Origin of the sequence: Moraxella sp. (genome assembly GCF_030525845.1) — a bacterium.
Classification (GTDB): Bacteria; Pseudomonadota; Gammaproteobacteria; order Pseudomonadales; family Moraxellaceae; genus Moraxella.
Map to the genome: position 1 here is coordinate 1 of NZ_JAUNDY010000019.1, position 17,324 is coordinate 17,324.

At 44.4% G+C, this 17,324-nt stretch carries 16 protein-coding genes and 1 tRNA gene; 10 read left to right on the plus strand and 7 right to left on the minus strand.

Annotated elements, in window-relative coordinates:
• Together Q4B79_RS07330 and Q4B79_RS07335 are read right to left on the minus strand one after the other, a co-directional pair.
• Nucleotides 1-694: CPBP family glutamic-type intramembrane protease (locus Q4B79_RS07330; RefSeq protein WP_303085774.1), on the minus strand; the 694-nt coding region annotated here is incomplete at its 3' end.
• Between the two features lie 85 nt (nt 695-779).
• Nucleotides 780-864: transfer RNA gene (locus tag Q4B79_RS07335), tRNA-Leu, on the minus strand.
• 361 nt (nt 865-1,225) lie between these two features.
• On the opposite strand from Q4B79_RS07335, the gene Q4B79_RS07340 reads away from it, so the two are divergent.
• From Q4B79_RS07340 to Q4B79_RS07350, 3 genes are read left to right on the plus strand one after another with little or no spacing between them, the layout of a single operon-like run.
• Nucleotides 1,226-1,831, plus strand: a complete 606-nt coding sequence (locus Q4B79_RS07340) for a 2OG-Fe(II) oxygenase (protein ID WP_303085775.1) — start codon at nt 1,226-1,228, stop codon at nt 1,829-1,831.
• A 16-nt stretch (nt 1,832-1,847) separates the two neighbouring features.
• Entirely contained in the window at nt 1,848-2,387 is a 540-nt protein-coding gene (locus Q4B79_RS07345) for a DMT family transporter (protein WP_303085776.1), read from the plus strand.
• Nucleotides 2,388-2,390: 3 nt separating this feature from the next.
• Complete coding sequence (locus tag Q4B79_RS07350) at nt 2,391-2,714, plus strand: DMT family transporter (RefSeq protein WP_303085777.1); 324 nt, start codon at nt 2,391-2,393, stop codon at nt 2,712-2,714.
• A gap of 50 nt (nt 2,715-2,764) precedes the next feature.
• Here Q4B79_RS07350 and Q4B79_RS07355 read toward each other — a convergent pair whose 3' ends face one another.
• On the minus strand, nt 2,765-5,287 hold the full coding sequence (locus tag Q4B79_RS07355; protein WP_303085778.1) for a TonB-dependent receptor: 2,523 nt from the start codon (nt 5,285-5,287) through the stop codon (nt 2,765-2,767).
• Nucleotides 5,288-5,468: 181 nt separating this feature from the next.
• Between Q4B79_RS07355 and dapE the strand changes: the two genes are divergently transcribed.
• From dapE to Q4B79_RS07385, 6 genes are all read left to right on the plus strand, one after another.
• A complete protein-coding gene (gene dapE, locus Q4B79_RS07360; protein WP_303085779.1) occupies nt 5,469-6,647 on the plus strand; it encodes a succinyl-diaminopimelate desuccinylase in 1,179 nt (392 codons plus the stop codon).
• A 23-nt stretch (nt 6,648-6,670) separates the two neighbouring features.
• Complete coding sequence (locus tag Q4B79_RS07365) at nt 6,671-7,654, plus strand: ABC transporter permease (RefSeq protein WP_303085780.1); 984 nt, start codon at nt 6,671-6,673, stop codon at nt 7,652-7,654.
• 7 nt (nt 7,655-7,661) lie between these two features.
• A complete protein-coding gene (locus Q4B79_RS07370) occupies nt 7,662-8,630 on the plus strand; it encodes an iron chelate uptake ABC transporter family permease subunit (protein ID WP_303085781.1) in 969 nt (322 codons plus the stop codon).
• A 43-nt stretch (nt 8,631-8,673) separates the two neighbouring features.
• Nucleotides 8,674-9,375, plus strand: coding sequence for a CPBP family intramembrane glutamic endopeptidase (locus tag Q4B79_RS07375; RefSeq protein WP_303085782.1), 702 nt, complete (start codon nt 8,674-8,676; stop codon nt 9,373-9,375).
• A 95-nt stretch (nt 9,376-9,470) separates the two neighbouring features.
• Complete coding sequence (locus tag Q4B79_RS07380; RefSeq protein WP_303085783.1) at nt 9,471-10,226, plus strand: ABC transporter ATP-binding protein; 756 nt, start codon at nt 9,471-9,473, stop codon at nt 10,224-10,226.
• Between the two features lie 2 nt (nt 10,227-10,228).
• Nucleotides 10,229-10,732, plus strand: coding sequence for a hypothetical protein (locus Q4B79_RS07385; RefSeq protein ID WP_303085784.1), 504 nt, complete (start codon nt 10,229-10,231; stop codon nt 10,730-10,732).
• A 46-nt stretch (nt 10,733-10,778) separates the two neighbouring features.
• Here the strand turns inward: Q4B79_RS07385 and panF are convergent, their stop codons facing one another.
• The 3 genes from panF to rpsT all read right to left on the minus strand — a co-directional run bounded on the left by panF (nt 10,779) and on the right by rpsT (nt 12,861).
• A complete protein-coding gene (panF, locus tag Q4B79_RS07390) occupies nt 10,779-12,215 on the minus strand; it encodes a sodium/pantothenate symporter (protein WP_303085785.1) in 1,437 nt (478 codons plus the stop codon).
• Nucleotides 12,205-12,468, minus strand: coding sequence for a YhdT family protein (locus Q4B79_RS07395; RefSeq protein ID WP_303085786.1), 264 nt, complete (start codon nt 12,466-12,468; stop codon nt 12,205-12,207). Before Q4B79_RS07395 ends, panF begins: the two co-directional genes overlap by 11 nt.
• A gap of 126 nt (nt 12,469-12,594) precedes the next feature.
• Nucleotides 12,595-12,861 carry a 30S ribosomal protein S20 gene (gene rpsT / locus Q4B79_RS07400; protein WP_303085787.1) on the minus strand — a complete coding sequence of 89 codons (267 nt, stop codon included), beginning with the start codon at nt 12,859-12,861 and terminating at the stop codon, nt 12,595-12,597.
• 329 nt (nt 12,862-13,190) lie between these two features.
• Between rpsT and gyrA the strand changes: the two genes are divergently transcribed.
• Entirely contained in the window at nt 13,191-15,890 is a 2,700-nt protein-coding gene (gyrA, locus tag Q4B79_RS07405; protein WP_303085788.1) for a DNA gyrase subunit A, read from the plus strand.
• Between the two features lie 144 nt (nt 15,891-16,034).
• Here the strand turns inward: gyrA and Q4B79_RS07410 are convergent, their stop codons facing one another.
• Nucleotides 16,035-17,237: a hypothetical protein gene (locus tag Q4B79_RS07410; protein ID WP_303085789.1), complete on the minus strand. Its 1,203-nt coding sequence runs from the start codon at nt 17,235-17,237 to the stop codon at nt 16,035-16,037.
• Nucleotides 17,238-17,324: the final 87 nt, after the last annotated feature.

Genomic DNA, 17,324 nt, shown 5'->3' on the forward strand with positions numbered 1-17,324 from the left:
ATATCAATGCCATGCCAAATAAGTCGTATTGTAAATGTACAAGGGTGAATAGTATGCTACTGATGAGCGTTGCCATAAGTGTGTTTTTCTTGATGTGCACATGACCAAACAAGCGAATGGGGGCAGTATCTAGACCAGCTTGATGAGATATAGCTCCAAAGATAAGCCCACGAAATACTAACTCTTCATATATTGGGGCGATGATGATAATGGCAAAAATGAGCAAGAGCTGGGACTGCTGATTGATTAGTCCATCCAAAAAATCCATCGGGGACTTATCAGCGATGACGGTCAAAATCTCGCTAATGACCATAAAAATGATCAGGTTAATCAGGCTGATGATGACACTGGTAAGGGTGGGGGATTTGATGCCAAAAAAATACTTCATGGCTTGCCATGTATGAATGTCATGGGTGTTATTTAATTTTTTGAATTTTAAAAATACTAATAGCAAAGATACCAAAGTAAACACCAAAGCGGTAAATATAACCGATAGAGCAACAACCACACCATTTTGAGAACCTTGCGTGATGAGGTTGGCGACATCCATTTGGGTGGATTTAGGGTAATATGCCAAACCCGCCAAATACACGCCGATAAGTTGCAGGGTAAACATGCCAAATAAGCAGCATAAACAAATGGCGGTAACACCTGTCCAAGAAAAAGCAAAGAGGGCTGGGCGATGATGGGGCATGGCGTACCTTGTGTTTATTGGTAAAGCAGATGAGGGCTGGTCAAATAACAAAAAACTCAACCGTATTCACGATTGAGTTGATGTATGGTGGGGTCGGAGAGACTCGAACTCTCACGGGTCGCCCCGCTGGAACCTAAATCCAGTGCGTCTACCAATTTCGCCACGACCCCTAGATGGCTCAACATTATACACGATTGTGGCAACCTGTCAAGTGGTTTGTCAAATTTTTTTGTCACAGTGATTGGCATCATGTGTTTTCGAGTGGTAAGTTAAGATGGGCTATTTTGCGTTCATCGCTTATTGGGTGTTGCTTTATTATTTTTGGATAGGAAAATACATTATAGGCTATTCGTGGTTGGCGTTATTGGTTTGCAAAAAATAACATAAGTCCCCGTGGATAAACCCCAGCATTGAGGTTGATACAAACCTTGCCAAAAGAGTACCATTCTTTGTAAATGATAAATATTCGCTTTTCAAAAATAGCAAAATATGTTATCTTAATCGCTGTTTTTTATAAAAAGATAAAATGACATGAATACCCAATTGCCTTTTTGTATTGACTGGCACACCCTAATTGACCCACGCCTTGATGACTTTGTCCATACAGGTACTATGGTGCTTGATGATGTTTTTGATTCTGAGAGCCTAACCGCCCTGCAAAATGAGAGCGGATTTATTGGGTATAAAGAAGCCAAGCTCACGCATGGCGAGCGAGAAACTACCATTCGTGGCGACAGCATTCGCTGGATTGATGAGAGCTGTCCTGTGGGGGTAAACTATCTTGGGGCGATTGATGAGCTGGGGCGGTATTTTAATGCCACGCTGTATGCGGGCATTCGTTCGAGTGAAGCTCATTATGCCTGCTATCCTGCAGGCTTTGGCTACAAGTGGCACTCGGACAACCCCAAAGGGCGAGATGAGCGAGTGATTTCGGCGGTGTTTTATCTGAATGACAACTGGACGGCAGATGATGGCGGTCAAATTACGGTCGTGGATAAGACAGATAATACCGTACAGCTCATGCCACAGTTAAACCGACTTGTGATTTTTGACAGTAACCTGCTACATCAAGTAGAAATCACTAACCGTCAGCGTTTTTCTATCGCCACTTGGCTAAGACGAGATGACAGGGTTTAAGGCATAGCGATACACCATGCTCTACATCATCATCGCCCTACTCATCTGGGCAAGCTCATTTACTGCTGGTAAATACGCTTATACCATGTTTGACCCTGCCTTTGCCATACAGTTACGCTTTATCATCGCAAGCCTGATTGTTTTGCCCTTTTTTATCAAAACTTACCCCAGTATCGACAAGCCCACTCGCAAAAAACTCTGGGGCATCTCCTTGCTCATGTCTCCCATTGGCATTTTTATGCAGTTCATGGGGCTTTTTTACACATCGGCAAGCAGTGCGGTGGTCATCATCGGCACAGAGCCGATACTGGTACTGGTGCTGGGCTTTTTACTCTTTAAAAGTAAAGTCGCTCTCTATGACTGGGCATTAAGTGCCATCGCATTTTTGGGGATTTGCCTACTGGTCTTAGGCTCAAAAGACGATGGAGCGGTGGACTTGTTTGGGCTGACATTGGTCTTTTTGGCAGGGGCAGGCTTTGCTCTTAGCCTATATGTCGCCAAAGAAGTGATGGCAAGGCTTGATAACAAAGTTTATACCTCCACCATCTTGGTGTAGGGCATGATTTTATGCTTACCCTTCTCGCTGGTTTTGGTAAAAAATTGGCAAGTTGATTTTAATTGGCTTGGCTTATTATCAGTGCTATACTTAGGGGTGTGTTGTAGCTGGCTTGCCTATAAACTATGGAACTTGGGACTTGCCAAAACCCCTGCTCATATTAGCGGTATGTTAATCAGTTTAGAACCTGTATTTGGCGTGCTACTGGCAATGGTGCTACTGGGCGAGACGATGACGCTGTTGATGGCGGTTGGGAGCGTGCTGGTGATTGGCTCAGCGATGTTATCGACTGTCATTCCGATGATTAAACAAAAACAAGCCCAATAAAGACAATCAAAATCCTAAAACCCCCTTATTTTAAGGGGGTTTTATCGGCTTTAGTATTTTATATTCACCGACAAACTCACATTTCGCCCTTGCTGTGGCACAAAGGGCAAAAATGAGTTGTGGATATACACCTTTTCATCAAGCACATTATTGGCACGAATTGACCAAGTGGTGTCGGCATTGCCAAAGGCTTTGTGATAATCTAGCCCCAAATTCAAAAGATTGTAGCCGTCTGTGGCATCTTCATTGATATAAATGGGGCAAAGTTTGTTTCGCCCTGCGTTATGGTAGGGGCATTCGCTGTCGTATTTGGCAGCGACAGACTCCGAAGTGCGTTTTTGGGCAAAGACTTTACTAAATTCTAGGGACGACGACCAATTACCGTGTTCGCCATTGATACGAAAACCAAGTCTGTCAGGCGACATTCTAGGGGCGTGGCGGTCTGGGCGAGTGATGGTCTCTTGTCCGATGATGGGGCGTTTGTAGATGGCACATTCTTCTTCATAATCTGGGTGCGTTCTGCTCCACCCACAGTCCTCTGGGTCTTCGTAACCGACCAGTTGTCGGTCGCCATAGATGTTACCCACAAAAATGGGGTCGAAGCCGTACAATCTGCCACGCACTTTGTCGCCAAATACCGATATTTTGTAATTGGGGTTAAATTGATAGCCAATCTCTAATTCCGCCCCACGAATTTTGGCTTTGGACTGGGTAAAGCGTCTCATGGCAAGATTGCCAACTTTATACAGATTTTCTGGATGGATATAATTGTCAAAGTTATTGCCATAGACACTGCCTTTGACACTCCATTTATCGCCCTTAAAGGTCGCCCCAAATTCTAGGTTGTTTGATTTTTCTTTGTTCAGGGCTTTGTTTCCAAACATAAATGAATTGGTCGCCAAATGCTTGCCGTGATAATAAAGCTCCATCGGTGTGGGAATGCGTTCGTTGTGCGAATAAGTCGTATCAAGGCGAAGTTTGGGCGTAATGTCCCAAAGAGCGGTGATGGCGTATGAAGTGGCGTGGTTTTTGTAGGGAGTTAGGTCGGGGTATTCTTGACGAATGCGTCTGCCAAAACTTTTTAGGGTGTGGTCAATCTCATCTAGGTCATAATGCACGCCAATTTCGGTATTCTCGTGGCGGTAGCCTGTTTCAAGCGTTAGATTGCCAAACTTGGCATTGGTTAAGGCAAACAGCCCCAAACTTTCTTGGGTGTTTTCTACTAAGGGTCGCTTGTTGCTTTGTTTTTCCTTAATGCTTGGGATAAGGGCGTGTGTGCGGTTGTGCTGATAATCCGCTCCCCACACCAATCCATATTTGTCAAACAGCGTATGATGAAAACTTAATTTGCCAAGCCTTGCATCATTGCCATAATACACAGGATTGCCCTGCACAAACCGCTCTTTGCTGCCTGTCATAATCGGCTTGCCCTCATCAAACTCGGCGTGCTTATAGTCGCTTTGTCCTAAGTTTAGCTTGATTTTATCCAGCCAAACAAAGGGGTTGTTTAACTCGCCTTGTAGGCTTGTGCTACGAGAACGCATTTCAAGCCAAGGGGCTTTGTGGTTGTGGTTGTGCTTATGCCCATAGACATTGTCGTGGCTGTGGGTGGGATCTGCCTCGTGGTCATTACCACAATGAAAATGCAAGGCATCAATCATATCGCTGTCGTCCATCAGGTGCGGATAAATGGTCAGATAATGCCGACCTCGCCCCAGCTTAGCATCAGGCTCCAAGATGTGGGCTGAACATTCATCAAATTTGTGGTTATGCCCCACCAGTCCATAATTTTCACGGCGTAAGGTATGAGCAATGCCAAGATAGCCTTGATTGCCAATATAAGATAAGCCGATGGTGTTTGCTTTGGTGTTGTTATAAGAATCTGGCAAATATTTTAAGGTCTCATCATCAAACTTAATGGCAGGCACATTATAAGGATTGGCATCTCGTGCCAAGCCCTCCACACGCATCGCCACACGCTCCCCCATAGGAAATGCCAACGATGAAGTAACCAGCTTTTCATTAGAGCCTGTGGTATGGCGAGTTAAAACCTCTCCCTCTAACCCTAACGGCATACGAGTGGGTATCTTAGCGTCCACCACATTGATAACCCCAGCAGGCGAGGCATTTGCGTGCATAAGCGTACTTGCCCCACGCACAAGCTCCACCCGACTGGCAAGCAAAGTATCCACCGATACGGCATGGTCAGGGCTGATATTTGACATGTCCGTTACGCCCAGTGCGTTATTAAGCACCTTCACACGCACACCCTCTTGCCCACGCACCACAGGGGCAGACGCACCCCCGCCAAAGGGGTTTGAATGAATGCCAAGCTCACCTGACAAGGCATTGCCCAGTGTGGCGGAGCGTTGTTGGAGTTTGGATTTGGAGACGGTGGTGTCAGAGGCTTTTTGATTACCCACAAAGGCATGTCCTTGTACAGGACTGCGATTAAGGGTGATATGCATGCTCTCCAAAACCACGTGAGGTTCACCATTTGGTGTTTCATGAGCAAAAGCGGTGTTGGCTAAGGTGGCTAGCACCGCACAAGAAAGCGTTTTATAAGTCCTCATGACCTATCCTTTTCATAAATATTTTAAAAAATAACATGATTAAGTAATATTATAACATTTAAAAATATAATTATACAATATAACATAACAAATAAAAACTCATTACTTTTATGTAAAAATTTGCTACAATGACATCTGCTTTTTATTTATCCATCAACCATTGACCGACAAGATCGCACCCATGACCCCCACTCTATCCCTATCCACCGCCCTACTACAACAGCCGTCCATTACCCCCAATGATTTTGAATGCCAAAATATATTGGCAGAGTTTTTGGGGAAATTGGGTTTTGAGTGTGAATTTATGCACTTTGGCGACCCTAATGACAACGGCAAAAACGCCCAAGTTAAAAATCTCTACGCCAAGAAAAAAGGCTCTGACCCTACCGCCCCCCATTTGTGCTTTGCAGGTCATACCGATGTCGTGCCTGTGGGCGATGAGAGTCTTTGGACTTACCCACCTTTTTCAGCGACGGTGGCGAAGGGCTTCTTGTGGGGGCGTGGGGCGAGCGACATGAAAACCGCCATCGCCTCATTTTGTGTGGCGTGTGAAAATTTTATCAAACAAAATCCCAACCACAAAGGCGACATCTCCCTACTCATCACCGCAGACGAAGAAGGCGTGGCGATTAACGGCACTGAAAAAGTCGCCCGAGCATTGGCAGGGCGTGGCGAACGCATGGATTATTGCTTGGTGGGCGAGCCGTCCAGCACAAGCGTACTCGGAGACATCATCAAAAACGGTCGGCGTGGCTCATTAAATGGCAAACTTACCGTAACTGGCAAACAAGGACACATCGCTTATCCACATTTGGCAGTCAATCCAGTCCACGAAGTATCGCAAGCATTGGCAGAGCTTGTGGCGACCACTTGGGACAATGGTAATGATTATTTTCCTGCCACCAGTATGCAAATTTCTAACATCAATGGTGGCACAGGGGCGAGCAATGTTATCCCTAATAGTGTGGAAGTATTGTTTAATTTTCGCTTTTGCACCGAAAATACGGCAGAGAGCTTAAAGGCAAAAACCCATGCCATTTTTGATAAACACTTTCAGGGCAGTAAAGCCACTTATCACATCGAATGGAGTTTGTCAGGCGAGCCGTTTTTGACCCCCAAAGGCAACTTTGTCGATGCGGTGGTGTCCGCCATCAATGAAATCACAGGCACAAAGGCACAGCTTTCCACAAGTGGCGGAACTTCGGACGGTCGCTTTATCGCTCCCATCATGAATGCTCAGGTGGTTGAGCTTGGTGTGCTTAATGACACCATTCATCAGATTGATGAAAAAGTGGCGGTGGAGGATTTGGAAAAGCTCACACTCATTTATCAGCAAATTTTACAAAAACTCATCGCCTAGTTTACACTTATAGGAAATCCACGATGATCACAGCTTTACCAACTTTTTCTTGGCGTTCGCCCTTATTTGTGAATATGGGGGCGTTGTTTGTGCTGTTTATTTTTGTCATCATCAGCATTTCGGTGGGGGTGGCGGATTTTTCGTGGGGCAAATTATTTGACGACACGGACAACAGTTTACAATTACTGCTTGTTAGTCGTTTGCCCCGTACGCTTGCTTTGATATTGACAGGGGCGAGCATGGCAATTGCAGGCATGATGATGCAAGTGGTGCTAAAAAACCGCTTTGTCGAGCCGTCTATGGTGGGGGCAACGCAGTCGGCGGTTTTGGGAATTTTGCTTACCAGCCTATATATGCCAAGCCTGCCCCTTTTGGGTAAGATGAGCGTGGCAACCGTCATGGCATTTGTTGGTATGATGGTGTTTATGAATCTTATCAAACGCTTACCGCCCACAGATTTTCTTATCATTCCTTTGGTGGGGATTGTCTTTGGGGGGATTATTGATTCGGCGACCTTGTTTTTGGCGTATCAGACTGAAATGGTGCAAATGCTCTCGGTGTGGCGGTTTGGCGATTTTTCAAGCGTGCTGGCGGGGCGCTATGAGACCTTGTGGCTCGTTGGGGTGTTGTCCATCATCGCTTATGTGATGGCGGATAGGCTTACCATCATTGGGCTTGGGGACGGTATCGCCAAAAACTTAGGCATCAACAAAGACGCCGTGATGTGGCTTGCCATTGGCATGGTAGCGATGATTAGTGCGGTGGTGGTGGTTACGGTGGGGGCGATTAGTTTTGTGGGATTGGTTGTGCCAAACATTGTCAGTCGTCTGGTGGGCGACCGTCTGCGTGTGTCGCTCCCTGCGGTGGCACTGCTCGGCTCATCGTGTGTATTGCTTTGCGATATTATTGGGCGAGTGATTCGTTATCCCTTTGAAATTCCTGTGTATGTGGTGTTTGGGGTGCTGGGGTCGGCATTGTTTTTGTGGTTATTGTCAAGGGCGAAATAGGGGGCGTATGATGACTTTTTTAAAAAACCACCCAATTTTTATTGCCTTGATTGTCCTTGTCATTGGTTGTGGGTTGTATTTGACTTTAAATGTAACAAGTTGGGATTTTGCCCTGCCACTGCGTACTCGCAAACTTATCGCCTTTTTGGTGGTGGGCTATGCGGTGGGCGTGTCCACACTGCTATTTCAGACGCTGACACACAATCCGATTTTGACGCCTAGTCTCTTGGGCTTTGACGCTTTGTATGTGTTGATACAGAGTCTTATGTTGTTCTTTTTGGGCATGGTAAGCTATGTTACGTTGCCTGCGGTGGGTAAATTTGCCTTTGAAGTGGGCGTGATGATGGCGATGAGCGTTCTTATGTTTCGCTTTTTGTTCACGAGGCACAATCAGGATTTGACACGGCTTATCTTGGTGGGCGTGATTTTTGGGATACTGTTTAGAAGTTTGTCCTTTATGGTGGCTCGCATGATAAATCCTGATGAATTTGTTACCGTGCAAGCCCAAAGCTATGCCAGTTTTACCGCCGTCAATATCAAATTGCTGATGGCAAGTCTTGTGTTGTCTCTCATTACCTTTGTGTATGTATGGCGACAAAGATTTGCCCTTGATGTGCTACTTTTGGGTAAAAATTGTGCCATTGGTTTGGGTGTGCCTTATCGCAAACTCTCGCTTGGCATACTGATGACGATTGCTCTTTTGGTGTCTATGGCGACTGCTCTTGTCGGCCCGATTACGTTTTTTGGGCTTTTGGTGTGTGCCTTGACCAATCAATTTTGCACCAAAATGGCTCATGGCGAAAGACTGATTTTGGTAACGCTGGTGGCAAGCAGTACGCTGATTGTGGGGCAGGCGGTGTTTGAGCATGTCTTTAAAATGGCAGGCGTGCTTGAAGTGGTGATTGAGTTGTTTGGGGGTGTGGCGTTTTTGCTACTGATTTTTGCACAATATCGCAAACAACGTACAACCCAATAATTATTAATATATCAAATTTAATCCGTGGAACTTAGGTTGCTGTATGACAAATAAACTAAAATCATTGCATTTATTTGATGTGGTTATTTTGGCAATGATATTTTTTGGTTTTGCCATTTATAGTTCTAATATACAGTTTTTGGAGTTATTAAGTCAGGAGCAGGTCGCCCCCCAAACTTTGGAATTTAACAGTTCAAGCAATTGGTCGGGGATTATCAGCGAAATTGTGTCATTGGTGGCGGCATTTGGGTATTTGACCTATCGTAAATTTGATTTTAAGCAATTAAATTTTAGCGTCAATCGCTGGACATTACCAAAGGTGGTGCTATATATCCTCATTGCAGGGACGGTGGCATCGCTTTATGAGTATTTGCAGTACTGGGCTTTTCCTAATCTTTATCCACAGACAGAGGCACAGTATGGGGCAAGCGAGCATTTTGCCATGTGGTCTGTCTCCTTTATTTTGTTTGCTCTGCTAAATGGGTTTTATGAGGAAGTATTTTTTATTGGGCTGGTGGCATTGACCGCAAAAAAACATTTGCCCATTGCCATTATGTTTACTTTGTTTGTGCGATTTGCCTTTCATACTTATCAAGGGCTGGCAGGGGCATTAACCATCACGACTTTGGGGATTGTGTTTTTATTATTGCGTTATAAAAGCGATGAACTACTCCCCTTTACTTTGGCACATTCATTTTTTGATTTGTTTGGGCTTGGGTTGCCTTTATATTTATTGGAGGCATAATTTTTTTGGAAAATTGGAAAATTGGAAAATTGGGCGACTTTGCGCCTTTGAGGTTAAAATAATGGCTGGTCTTTGGACAGCATGAGGACATGACGATGATACAAGTAGAAAATGTCAATCACAACATTGGCAATTTGGCGATTTTAAAAGATGTCAATTTTACGCTACCGACAGGGCAGATTGTGGCACTTATTGGGGCGAATGGGGCAGGCAAATCCACGCTGTTTAACCTAATGGCTCGCATGTATGTGCTACAATCTGGCAAAATTAGCTTTGACGGCAATGACATCAATACCACCAGCGATAGCCAGATGGCAAAAGTGGTTGCCATGCTCGCCCAAGAAAATCACATTCAAGGGCGACTTCGTGTGCGTGAGCTACTGATGTTTGGGCGTTATCCTTATCATCAAGGCAGACCCACGCAGGCGGACAAGGATAAGGTCGAGGAGATGATAGCAACTTTTGAGCTTGAATCCTTAGCCGAGCGGTTTTTGTCGGATTTGTCAGGTGGACAACGCCAACGAGTGTTGATTGCGATGGTGGTGTGCCAAGACACACCGTATCTTTTGCTTGATGAGCCTTTGAATAATTTGGATATGTATCACGCAGGACGGCTCATGCGTCAGATGAAAGTTTTGGCAAATCAAGGTAAAACGGTGGTTATCGTACTACATGACATCAACCAAGCCTCGCAGTTTGCCGATACGGTGGTCATGATGAAGCAGGGCGAAGTTGTTTCGGTTGGCACACCAAAAGAAGTTTTGACGGTGGAAAATATGAAAACGCTTTATGGTGTTGATGTAACCGTCTTGATGCACGAGGGCAAGCCGATTGTGGTGGATGTGGTGTGATAGTGAAAAAAGCAACATATTATGATTTTGCTATTAGTCATGTTTTTAAGAAGTATATTGATAGAGTATTGATTATTATTGCAATTTGTTTATTTTTTATTTTATTCTTTTCTTATTATGTGTTTACCGCCAACGCATGGCGTATTTCACTATTTGGTTTGAGTATTTCTACTTATTACCTACCACCTGTTATTGCACTAACGCTAGTATTGCATGAAGAATTTATGGTGGTCAAAAAATATGGCATAAAGTCTTTTAAGAAAATTGGTGTTATTGATAACACATTGATTGGGAAGAATTTTATCAATCAAGCAATTTATATGAAAAATCCTGTGGTGGTAGATTGGGATTTTCATATTAAAAAGACTTGGTATTTTTCTAAAAATAGCGATGTTTTTAACGTTAGCTTTATTAAATTAAAAAGTGGCGACAATATATTATATGTGCCACATAGTAAAACTGATAATAATTTTATTCAAAGGTTAAAAGAAATATCGTGCAATTAAAAAGGACGAAAATTTCGTCCTTTTTATTTTTTTTTTTTTTTTTGGTTTAGGATGTCCGAGCCTCCCCCGCCTTATTCCCCACCAAAAATGCCACAAGTCCAATCACCAAAGCAGGCACAACGGCATGCAAATCAAAAATGGCAATTTTAAAATAAGCAATCACAACATAACTGACAAGCCCCGCCATCATCGAGCATATTGCCCCTGTGGCATTGGCTTTTTTGTAGTACAATCCAAACACCAGCACCCACAAAAAAGTCGCTTCAAGCCCACCAAAGGATAAAAGGTTTAGCCAAATGAGCATATCAGGCGGATTGAGCACGGCGACCACCGCCAAAATCACCGTAAAGGCAAGTGTAAAACCTGTGGAGTAACGTTTGATTTTGGCTTCGTGTTTGATGGCGTCAGGCTTGGCGGATAAATATAAGTCTTTAATCAGTGTGCTTGATGACTGAATCAGCATGGAGTCAATGGAAGACATAATCGCCGCCATCGGAGCTGCCAAAAATATCCCTGCCACAAAAGGTGGTAATACGGTCATCATGAGTGTGGGAATCACTTTGTCAGGTACATCAAGCTCAGGCACGACCGCCCGAGCCAACACCCCAGCAAGGTGCATGCCCAATACCAACACCGTCATCGCCACCGTCCCCACCAAAATCCCACGATGGAGCGAGCGACTGTCCTTGTATGCCATCGCACGGATTGCTGTGTGGGGCAGACCAATCAAACCAAAACACACCAGTACCCAAAACGACAGCATAAAAGTCGCTGACAACTTGTCATCAACGCCTGTGGGCGTAAGCAGGCGTGGATCAATGGCGTGGAGCGTGGTCATGGCGTTGTCAATGCCCCCTGTCGCCATTACCGTACCACCCAAGAGTATCACCGTACCAATCATCATCACAAGCCCTTGCACGGTATCAGTCAGCACCACTGCCCGAAAGCCACCGATAAACGTATAAAGTCCAATAACCACCGCAAACAGGGCGATTGACCATTCATAAGGTAAGCCAAGTGTCGTTTCCAAAAGGCGACCTGCTCCGATGAACTGCACCACCATCATGCCAAAAAATGCCAAAAGGAGCGAGATACACGCCAAATAAACCACCGCTTTATTTTGATAACGAGCAAAAAGCAAGTCGTTAATGGTAATGCTACCTGTTTGGCGGGCGTAGATGGCGAATTTTTTGCCAAGCGTACCAAGTGTTAGCCAAATCGCTGGCACTTGAATCATGGAGAGTAGCACCCAGCCAAGCCCATATTTGTACGCCGCCCCCGGTCCACCGATGAAGGAGCTTGCTGACACATAAGTAGCGACAGTTGTCATGGCGAGCACAAAACCGCCCATTGAGCGACCGCCGACATAGTATTCGTTTAAAAAACCGCCTTGATTGCGTTTTTGGTAGGCATACCACGCCACTCCAAAGACAAAGCATAGGTACAGTACAAGAGGGATAAGAATTTGCACATTAAGATTCATCGTTTTCCCCAGTATTTGTATCCAAATCAATGTCTTGATAAACGATTTTTAATACCGCCATGCTGATGAGTATAAATAAAATGGGTAGCACAATACAGCTCATCTCAAACCATAAAGGAAAGCCCAAAAGCCCCGTCCCTGTTGGCAAAAAATAGGCAAAAACCACCCAACCTACCACATAAAATAAGGTCAAATACAGCGACCATTTGGCTTCACGGTTAAGTTGGTGGATGGTGGATGGAGTGTTTGACATTGTGGCACGCCTTCTAAAACAGGAGGGTTACATTCTAACACAAAATGACGGTACTGGGTTTTAAAATTTAAACAAAAAAAGACCCTGAAAATATCAGGATCTTACCAAAAATGGTTATTTGAGCAATTAGGCTTTTAGGGCTTTTACCGCTTTGTTTAGACGGCTCTTATGGCGAGCAGCTTTGTTTTTGTGGATAATGCCTTTGTCTGCCATGCGGTCAATCACAGGAACTGCTTTATTGTAGGCTTCGGTAGCAGCTTCGTATGACTTAGATTCAACAGCGGCAACCACACGTTTGATGTAGGTACGAACCATAGAACGCTGAGAAGCATTTTGAGCACGACGTTTTACGTTTTGACGAGCACGTTTGCGAGCTTGGGCTGAATTTGCCATGATAATTCCTTACAAAAAGTAAAATAAAAAGGGTAGATTAACTTAGTGTAGGCGATAATTCAGGCAGCCACCGAATTACCCAATAAAATAAAGGAGACACGTTGCCTAACACAATAAAGTGGCTATTGTACCAAATCCTACTCTTTTATTCAAGTGCTTACGGGAAATAAAAATGTGTATTTTGGGTAAAATGTATTGACATACTGAGACAATTAAAAATTTAACCGATTGATTTATATTTAGTTTTTTGGGTGGTTGTAAAATGCAATACGTGCAAAAATTCTCATTTTATGGTATAATATCGCCCTTATTTAGTATTTGGATAGCATATGACCGACAGCATTACCCCCATTGGCATTGTAGATGAACTAAAACAATCCTATCTGGATTATGCGATGAGCGTTATCGTCTCTCGTGCCTTGCCTGATGTCAGAGACGGCTTAAAGCCCGTGCATCGCCGTGTGATGTACGCAATGCACGAGCTGTCCAACGATTATAACAAACCCTACAAAAAATCCGCCCGTGTTGTCGGCGATGTCATCGGTAAATATCACCCACACGGCGATACTGCCGTTTATGATGCGATTGTGCGTATGGCACAGCCGTTTAGTTTGCGTTATATGCTCATTGACGGGCAGGGCAACTTTGGCTCGGTGGACGCTGACCCGCCTGCGGCAATGCGTTATACCGAAGTACGAATGCAAAAACTCACGCACGAGCTTTTGTCCGACCTTGACAAAGACACGGTGGACTGGGAAGACAACTATGACGGCTCTGAAAAAATGCCGTCCGTATTGCCGTCCAAAATCCCCAACCTGCTTGTTAATGGCTCGGCGGGCATTGCGGTGGGTATGGCAACCAATATGGCACCGCACAATCTGACCGAGAGTATCAATGCTTGCCTTGCCTATGCTGACAACCCAATGATTACAGGCGAAGAATTAGCACAGTATATTAGTGGTCCAGACTTTCCGACAGGCGGTGTGATTTATGGCAGAAGTGGCATTCGTGATGCCTATATGACGGGCAAGGGCAGGGTGCGAATTCGGGGCAAATACCACATTGAACAAATGGACGGCTCACAAAAAGACCGTGAACGCATTGTCTTTACCGAAATTCCTTATCAAGTCAATAAAGCCAAACTCATTGAACAAATTGCCGAGCTGGTCAAAGACAAAAAACTAGAAGGTATTACAGGGGTCAATGACGAGTCCGACAAAGAAGGAATGCGGATTGTCATTGATTTACGCCGTGGCGAAAATGCCGAAGTTTTGGTGAACAATTTGTTTAACCAAACGCCTTTGGAGTCCAGTTTTTCTATCAATATGGTGGCACTTGACAACGGTCAGCCCCGTTTGATGACTTTGCGAGATTTGATTTCTGCTTTTATTCGTCATCGTCAAGAAGTTGTAACTCGCCGTACCATTTTTGAATTAAATAAGGCTAAGGCTCGTGGGCATTTGTTAGAAGGCTTAACCATTGCCCTTGCCAACATTGACGATGTCATTGAAACCATTAAACAATCCACCAACCGTGCCGATGCTCGTGAAAATCTGCTGGGTAAAATTTGGCAGGCGGGGACGGTTGTGGCAATGCTTAAAAAAGCAGGAGCAGAATCTGTACGACCCGATGTCATTGAGGGCGAAGATTTGAACAATCCGTTTGGTTTGATTGACAACGAAACGCATTATCGTCTATCGCCTGAGCAGGTCAATGCCATTTTGGATATGCAGTTGCACCGTTTGACGGGCTTGGAGCAGGACAAATTAAGCAAAGAATTTGAAGAAATTTTGGCGGAAATTGCACGGCTGAATTTGATTTTGTCAGATTTTAATGTTTTGATGAATTTGATTAAAACCGAACTTGTTGAAATTAGAGACAATTTTGGCGATGACAGACGCACCGAGATTGTGGACGCCAGCGGTGATTTTAGTCGTGAAGATTTAATCCCTGAGCAAACGGTGGTAATGACCGTGTCCGCCACAGGCTACGCCAAAACCCAAGCGGTGGGCGACTACCAAGCCCAAAAACGGGGCGGTAAGGGCAAGTCCGCCACAGCGATGAAAGAAGACGATGTGATTGAGCATTTGCTCGTTACGAGTACGCACGCTCATATTTTGTGCTTTACCAGTACAGGGCGAGTGTTTGGTTTGCGGGGCTTTGAAGTGCCGATTGCGTCTCGTGGCTCTAAGGGCAGACCGCTGGTTAATCTAATTGGCATTGAGCCTGATGAGAGTGTTACCGCCATTTTGCCTGTGGAGAGCCTAAAAGACGAAGATAAATTTGTGTTTTTTGCCACCGCAAGTGGGACGGTTAAGCGGGTGGCGTTGTCGCAATTTGCCAATTTGCGTGCCAATGGGCTACGGGCGATTGACCTTGTGGACGGCGACAGTTTGGTGGGCGTGGCGATTACGGACGGCACGGCAGAGATTATGTTGTTTAGCAACGAAGGTAAGGCGATTCGCTTTAAGGAATCTGCCATTCGGACTATGGGGCGGACTGCCAAAGGCGTGCGGGGCATTCGGGTCAATTTGCTTGCCAGTTTGGGCTTGAATGCAGGGCTTGACGATGACGAGCCGACCGATGATGAAACCGATGACAACGACAATGACAGCGTGGTGGCGGTCAGCCGTGTGGTGTCGCTTGTGGTTGCTCCAAGTGCGGGCGAGATTTTGTGTGCTTGTGAAAACGGCTATGGCAAACGCACACCGATTGGCGACTATCCGACCAAAGGGCGTGGCGGTCAGGGCGTGATTGCCATTAAGACTTCCGAACGCAACGGTCAGCTTGTCAAGGCGGTGGCAGTCACAGGCGAAGAAGATGTGATTTTGATTTCCAATAAAGGCACGCTGGTGCGAACGCCTGTCGCCCAAATTGCCACCGCAGGCAGAAACGCCCAAGGGGTTCGCCTAATCCGTGTGGCGGACGATGAAAAACTGGTGGGCGTGGCGTGTGTGGAGCACGAGGAAGTCGAGAGTGATGAACTTACTCAAACCGACAATCAAGATAATGAGAATGCCAATGATTAAGAATGGTTAATAACAGACAACGCCAAGTAAACATGCTTGGCGTTGTTTGCTGATGGATTGCACAGCAAATATAAAGACAATCCATATTTTGTAAATGCCCTGAAATCAACGTTTTTGGTGGGTATTTTTTATCATCAAGAATCCTTACGATACAATCATCAAAGGATAATCCACCACTTCTTCGGCTAACACTTCGCCCACCATATTACTGGCGACGATATAAAATCCAGAGATTTGGCGTGATTGATGGCTTTCATAAAATTTTTCCAATTCTTCTTCCATAAAATCAAGACAAAAATAAGGATTACCATCGTATTCTTGGCAATATTCTTGACTTAACACATTACAACAAAATAAATGCTGGGGTTTATTGTCAATCACATCATACAGTTTAAAATGAACACCGTGTTTTAATTGATGGGCTAGATGAATATAAAGACGCACACCTTTATTAGCCGAAATGGTAGAGTCTTTTTTAATTGACTCAAGTCTACCATTTAAGTTTGGCTCATCATCATAAATACCGTCAAAAGCAAAAGTAAACTCTTGACCTACGCCATCATCAGACCAATCTTCCACAATCAAAGGAAAATCTACTGCAAAATGCTCTATTTCATAGTCATAACGGTTATAAGCAACAATCAAAAAGCCTTTGATTTTGCCTGTTTCTTTCATTGTAAATTGTAAATCCAGCACACCATCTAAGGGTTTTGACATTGGATTATAACCATAATTCATTTCCTCATCTGTTCTTGGGAAACAAGCAAAATGCACCCCATCATTGCATTTGGCATGAATACGCACGCTAATCTCTGTCTCCATGCCCACCGTATCATTGGGCGATAAACCAATCAGCTCATAACCATATTCGCTGTCCGTAATACGGGCTTTGATAAATTCTATTTGTAAACCGTCTTTATCAATATTTTGACGCATCTTTAATTCGTCAGGCGAAAACGACACAAAAGCACAATCAGTCGGATATACTTGATTGTGCAAAGTATAGCCATCTTCTGTCTGAGCAATCACTTTTCCACCATTGACCAACAATCCATTCGGATAATCCGCCACATCAAGATTATTAAAATAAAACCAGCGTTTTATGGTGTGTCGCCCTGCTGGATAAACATCGGACGGATGATAACCGCCAGAAACATTACCACGAAAGACATCATCAGAATTGGGGTGAAGCCAAACTTGACAAGGGTGTTTGCTTTCAAAATCAATGGTTGCCCATAGATATTCGCCATCTTTTAAAGTTTGATTGCTTGGCACATCAAAATCAATACGATGAACAATAAAATCAGCTTTTGGTTTATTACCGAATAATTTTGACAAAAAAGACATTGCATTACCCCTTAACATTTATCCTTAAAAAAATACTGCAAAATTATTGTTTGATACAAAAAATTTTGCAGTACACTTAATCAAACC

What these genes read in the sequence shown, in the direction of transcription:
- Q4B79_RS07380 (WP_303085783.1), top strand. Translation starts at nt 9,471, where the DNA reads ATGATACAAGTAGAAAATGTCAATCACAACATTGGCAATTTGGCGATT.
- dapE (WP_303085779.1), top strand. Translation starts at nt 5,469, where the DNA reads ATGACCCCCACTCTATCCCTATCCACCGCCCTACTACAACAGCCGTCC.
- Q4B79_RS07345 (WP_303085776.1), top strand. Translation starts at nt 1,848, where the DNA reads ATGCTCTACATCATCATCGCCCTACTCATCTGGGCAAGCTCATTTACT.
- Q4B79_RS07370 (WP_303085781.1), top strand. Translation starts at nt 7,662, where the DNA reads ATGATGACTTTTTTAAAAAACCACCCAATTTTTATTGCCTTGATTGTC.
- Q4B79_RS07395 (WP_303085786.1), bottom strand. Translation starts at nt 12,468, where the DNA reads ATGTCAAACACTCCATCCACCATCCACCAACTTAACCGTGAAGCCAAA.
- Q4B79_RS07410 (WP_303085789.1), bottom strand. Translation starts at nt 17,237, where the DNA reads ATGTCTTTTTTGTCAAAATTATTCGGTAATAAACCAAAAGCTGATTTT.
- Q4B79_RS07375 (WP_303085782.1), top strand. Translation starts at nt 8,674, where the DNA reads ATGACAAATAAACTAAAATCATTGCATTTATTTGATGTGGTTATTTTG.
- rpsT (WP_303085787.1), bottom strand. Translation starts at nt 12,861, where the DNA reads ATGGCAAATTCAGCCCAAGCTCGCAAACGTGCTCGTCAAAACGTAAAA.
- Q4B79_RS07365 (WP_303085780.1), top strand. Translation starts at nt 6,671, where the DNA reads ATGATCACAGCTTTACCAACTTTTTCTTGGCGTTCGCCCTTATTTGTG.
- Q4B79_RS07340 (WP_303085775.1), top strand. Translation starts at nt 1,226, where the DNA reads ATGAATACCCAATTGCCTTTTTGTATTGACTGGCACACCCTAATTGAC.
- Q4B79_RS07355 (WP_303085778.1), bottom strand. Translation starts at nt 5,287, where the DNA reads ATGAGGACTTATAAAACGCTTTCTTGTGCGGTGCTAGCCACCTTAGCC.
- Q4B79_RS07350 (WP_303085777.1), top strand. Translation starts at nt 2,391, where the DNA reads ATGATTTTATGCTTACCCTTCTCGCTGGTTTTGGTAAAAAATTGGCAA.
- gyrA (WP_303085788.1), top strand. Translation starts at nt 13,191, where the DNA reads ATGACCGACAGCATTACCCCCATTGGCATTGTAGATGAACTAAAACAA.
- panF (WP_303085785.1), bottom strand. Translation starts at nt 12,215, where the DNA reads ATGAATCTTAATGTGCAAATTCTTATCCCTCTTGTACTGTACCTATGC.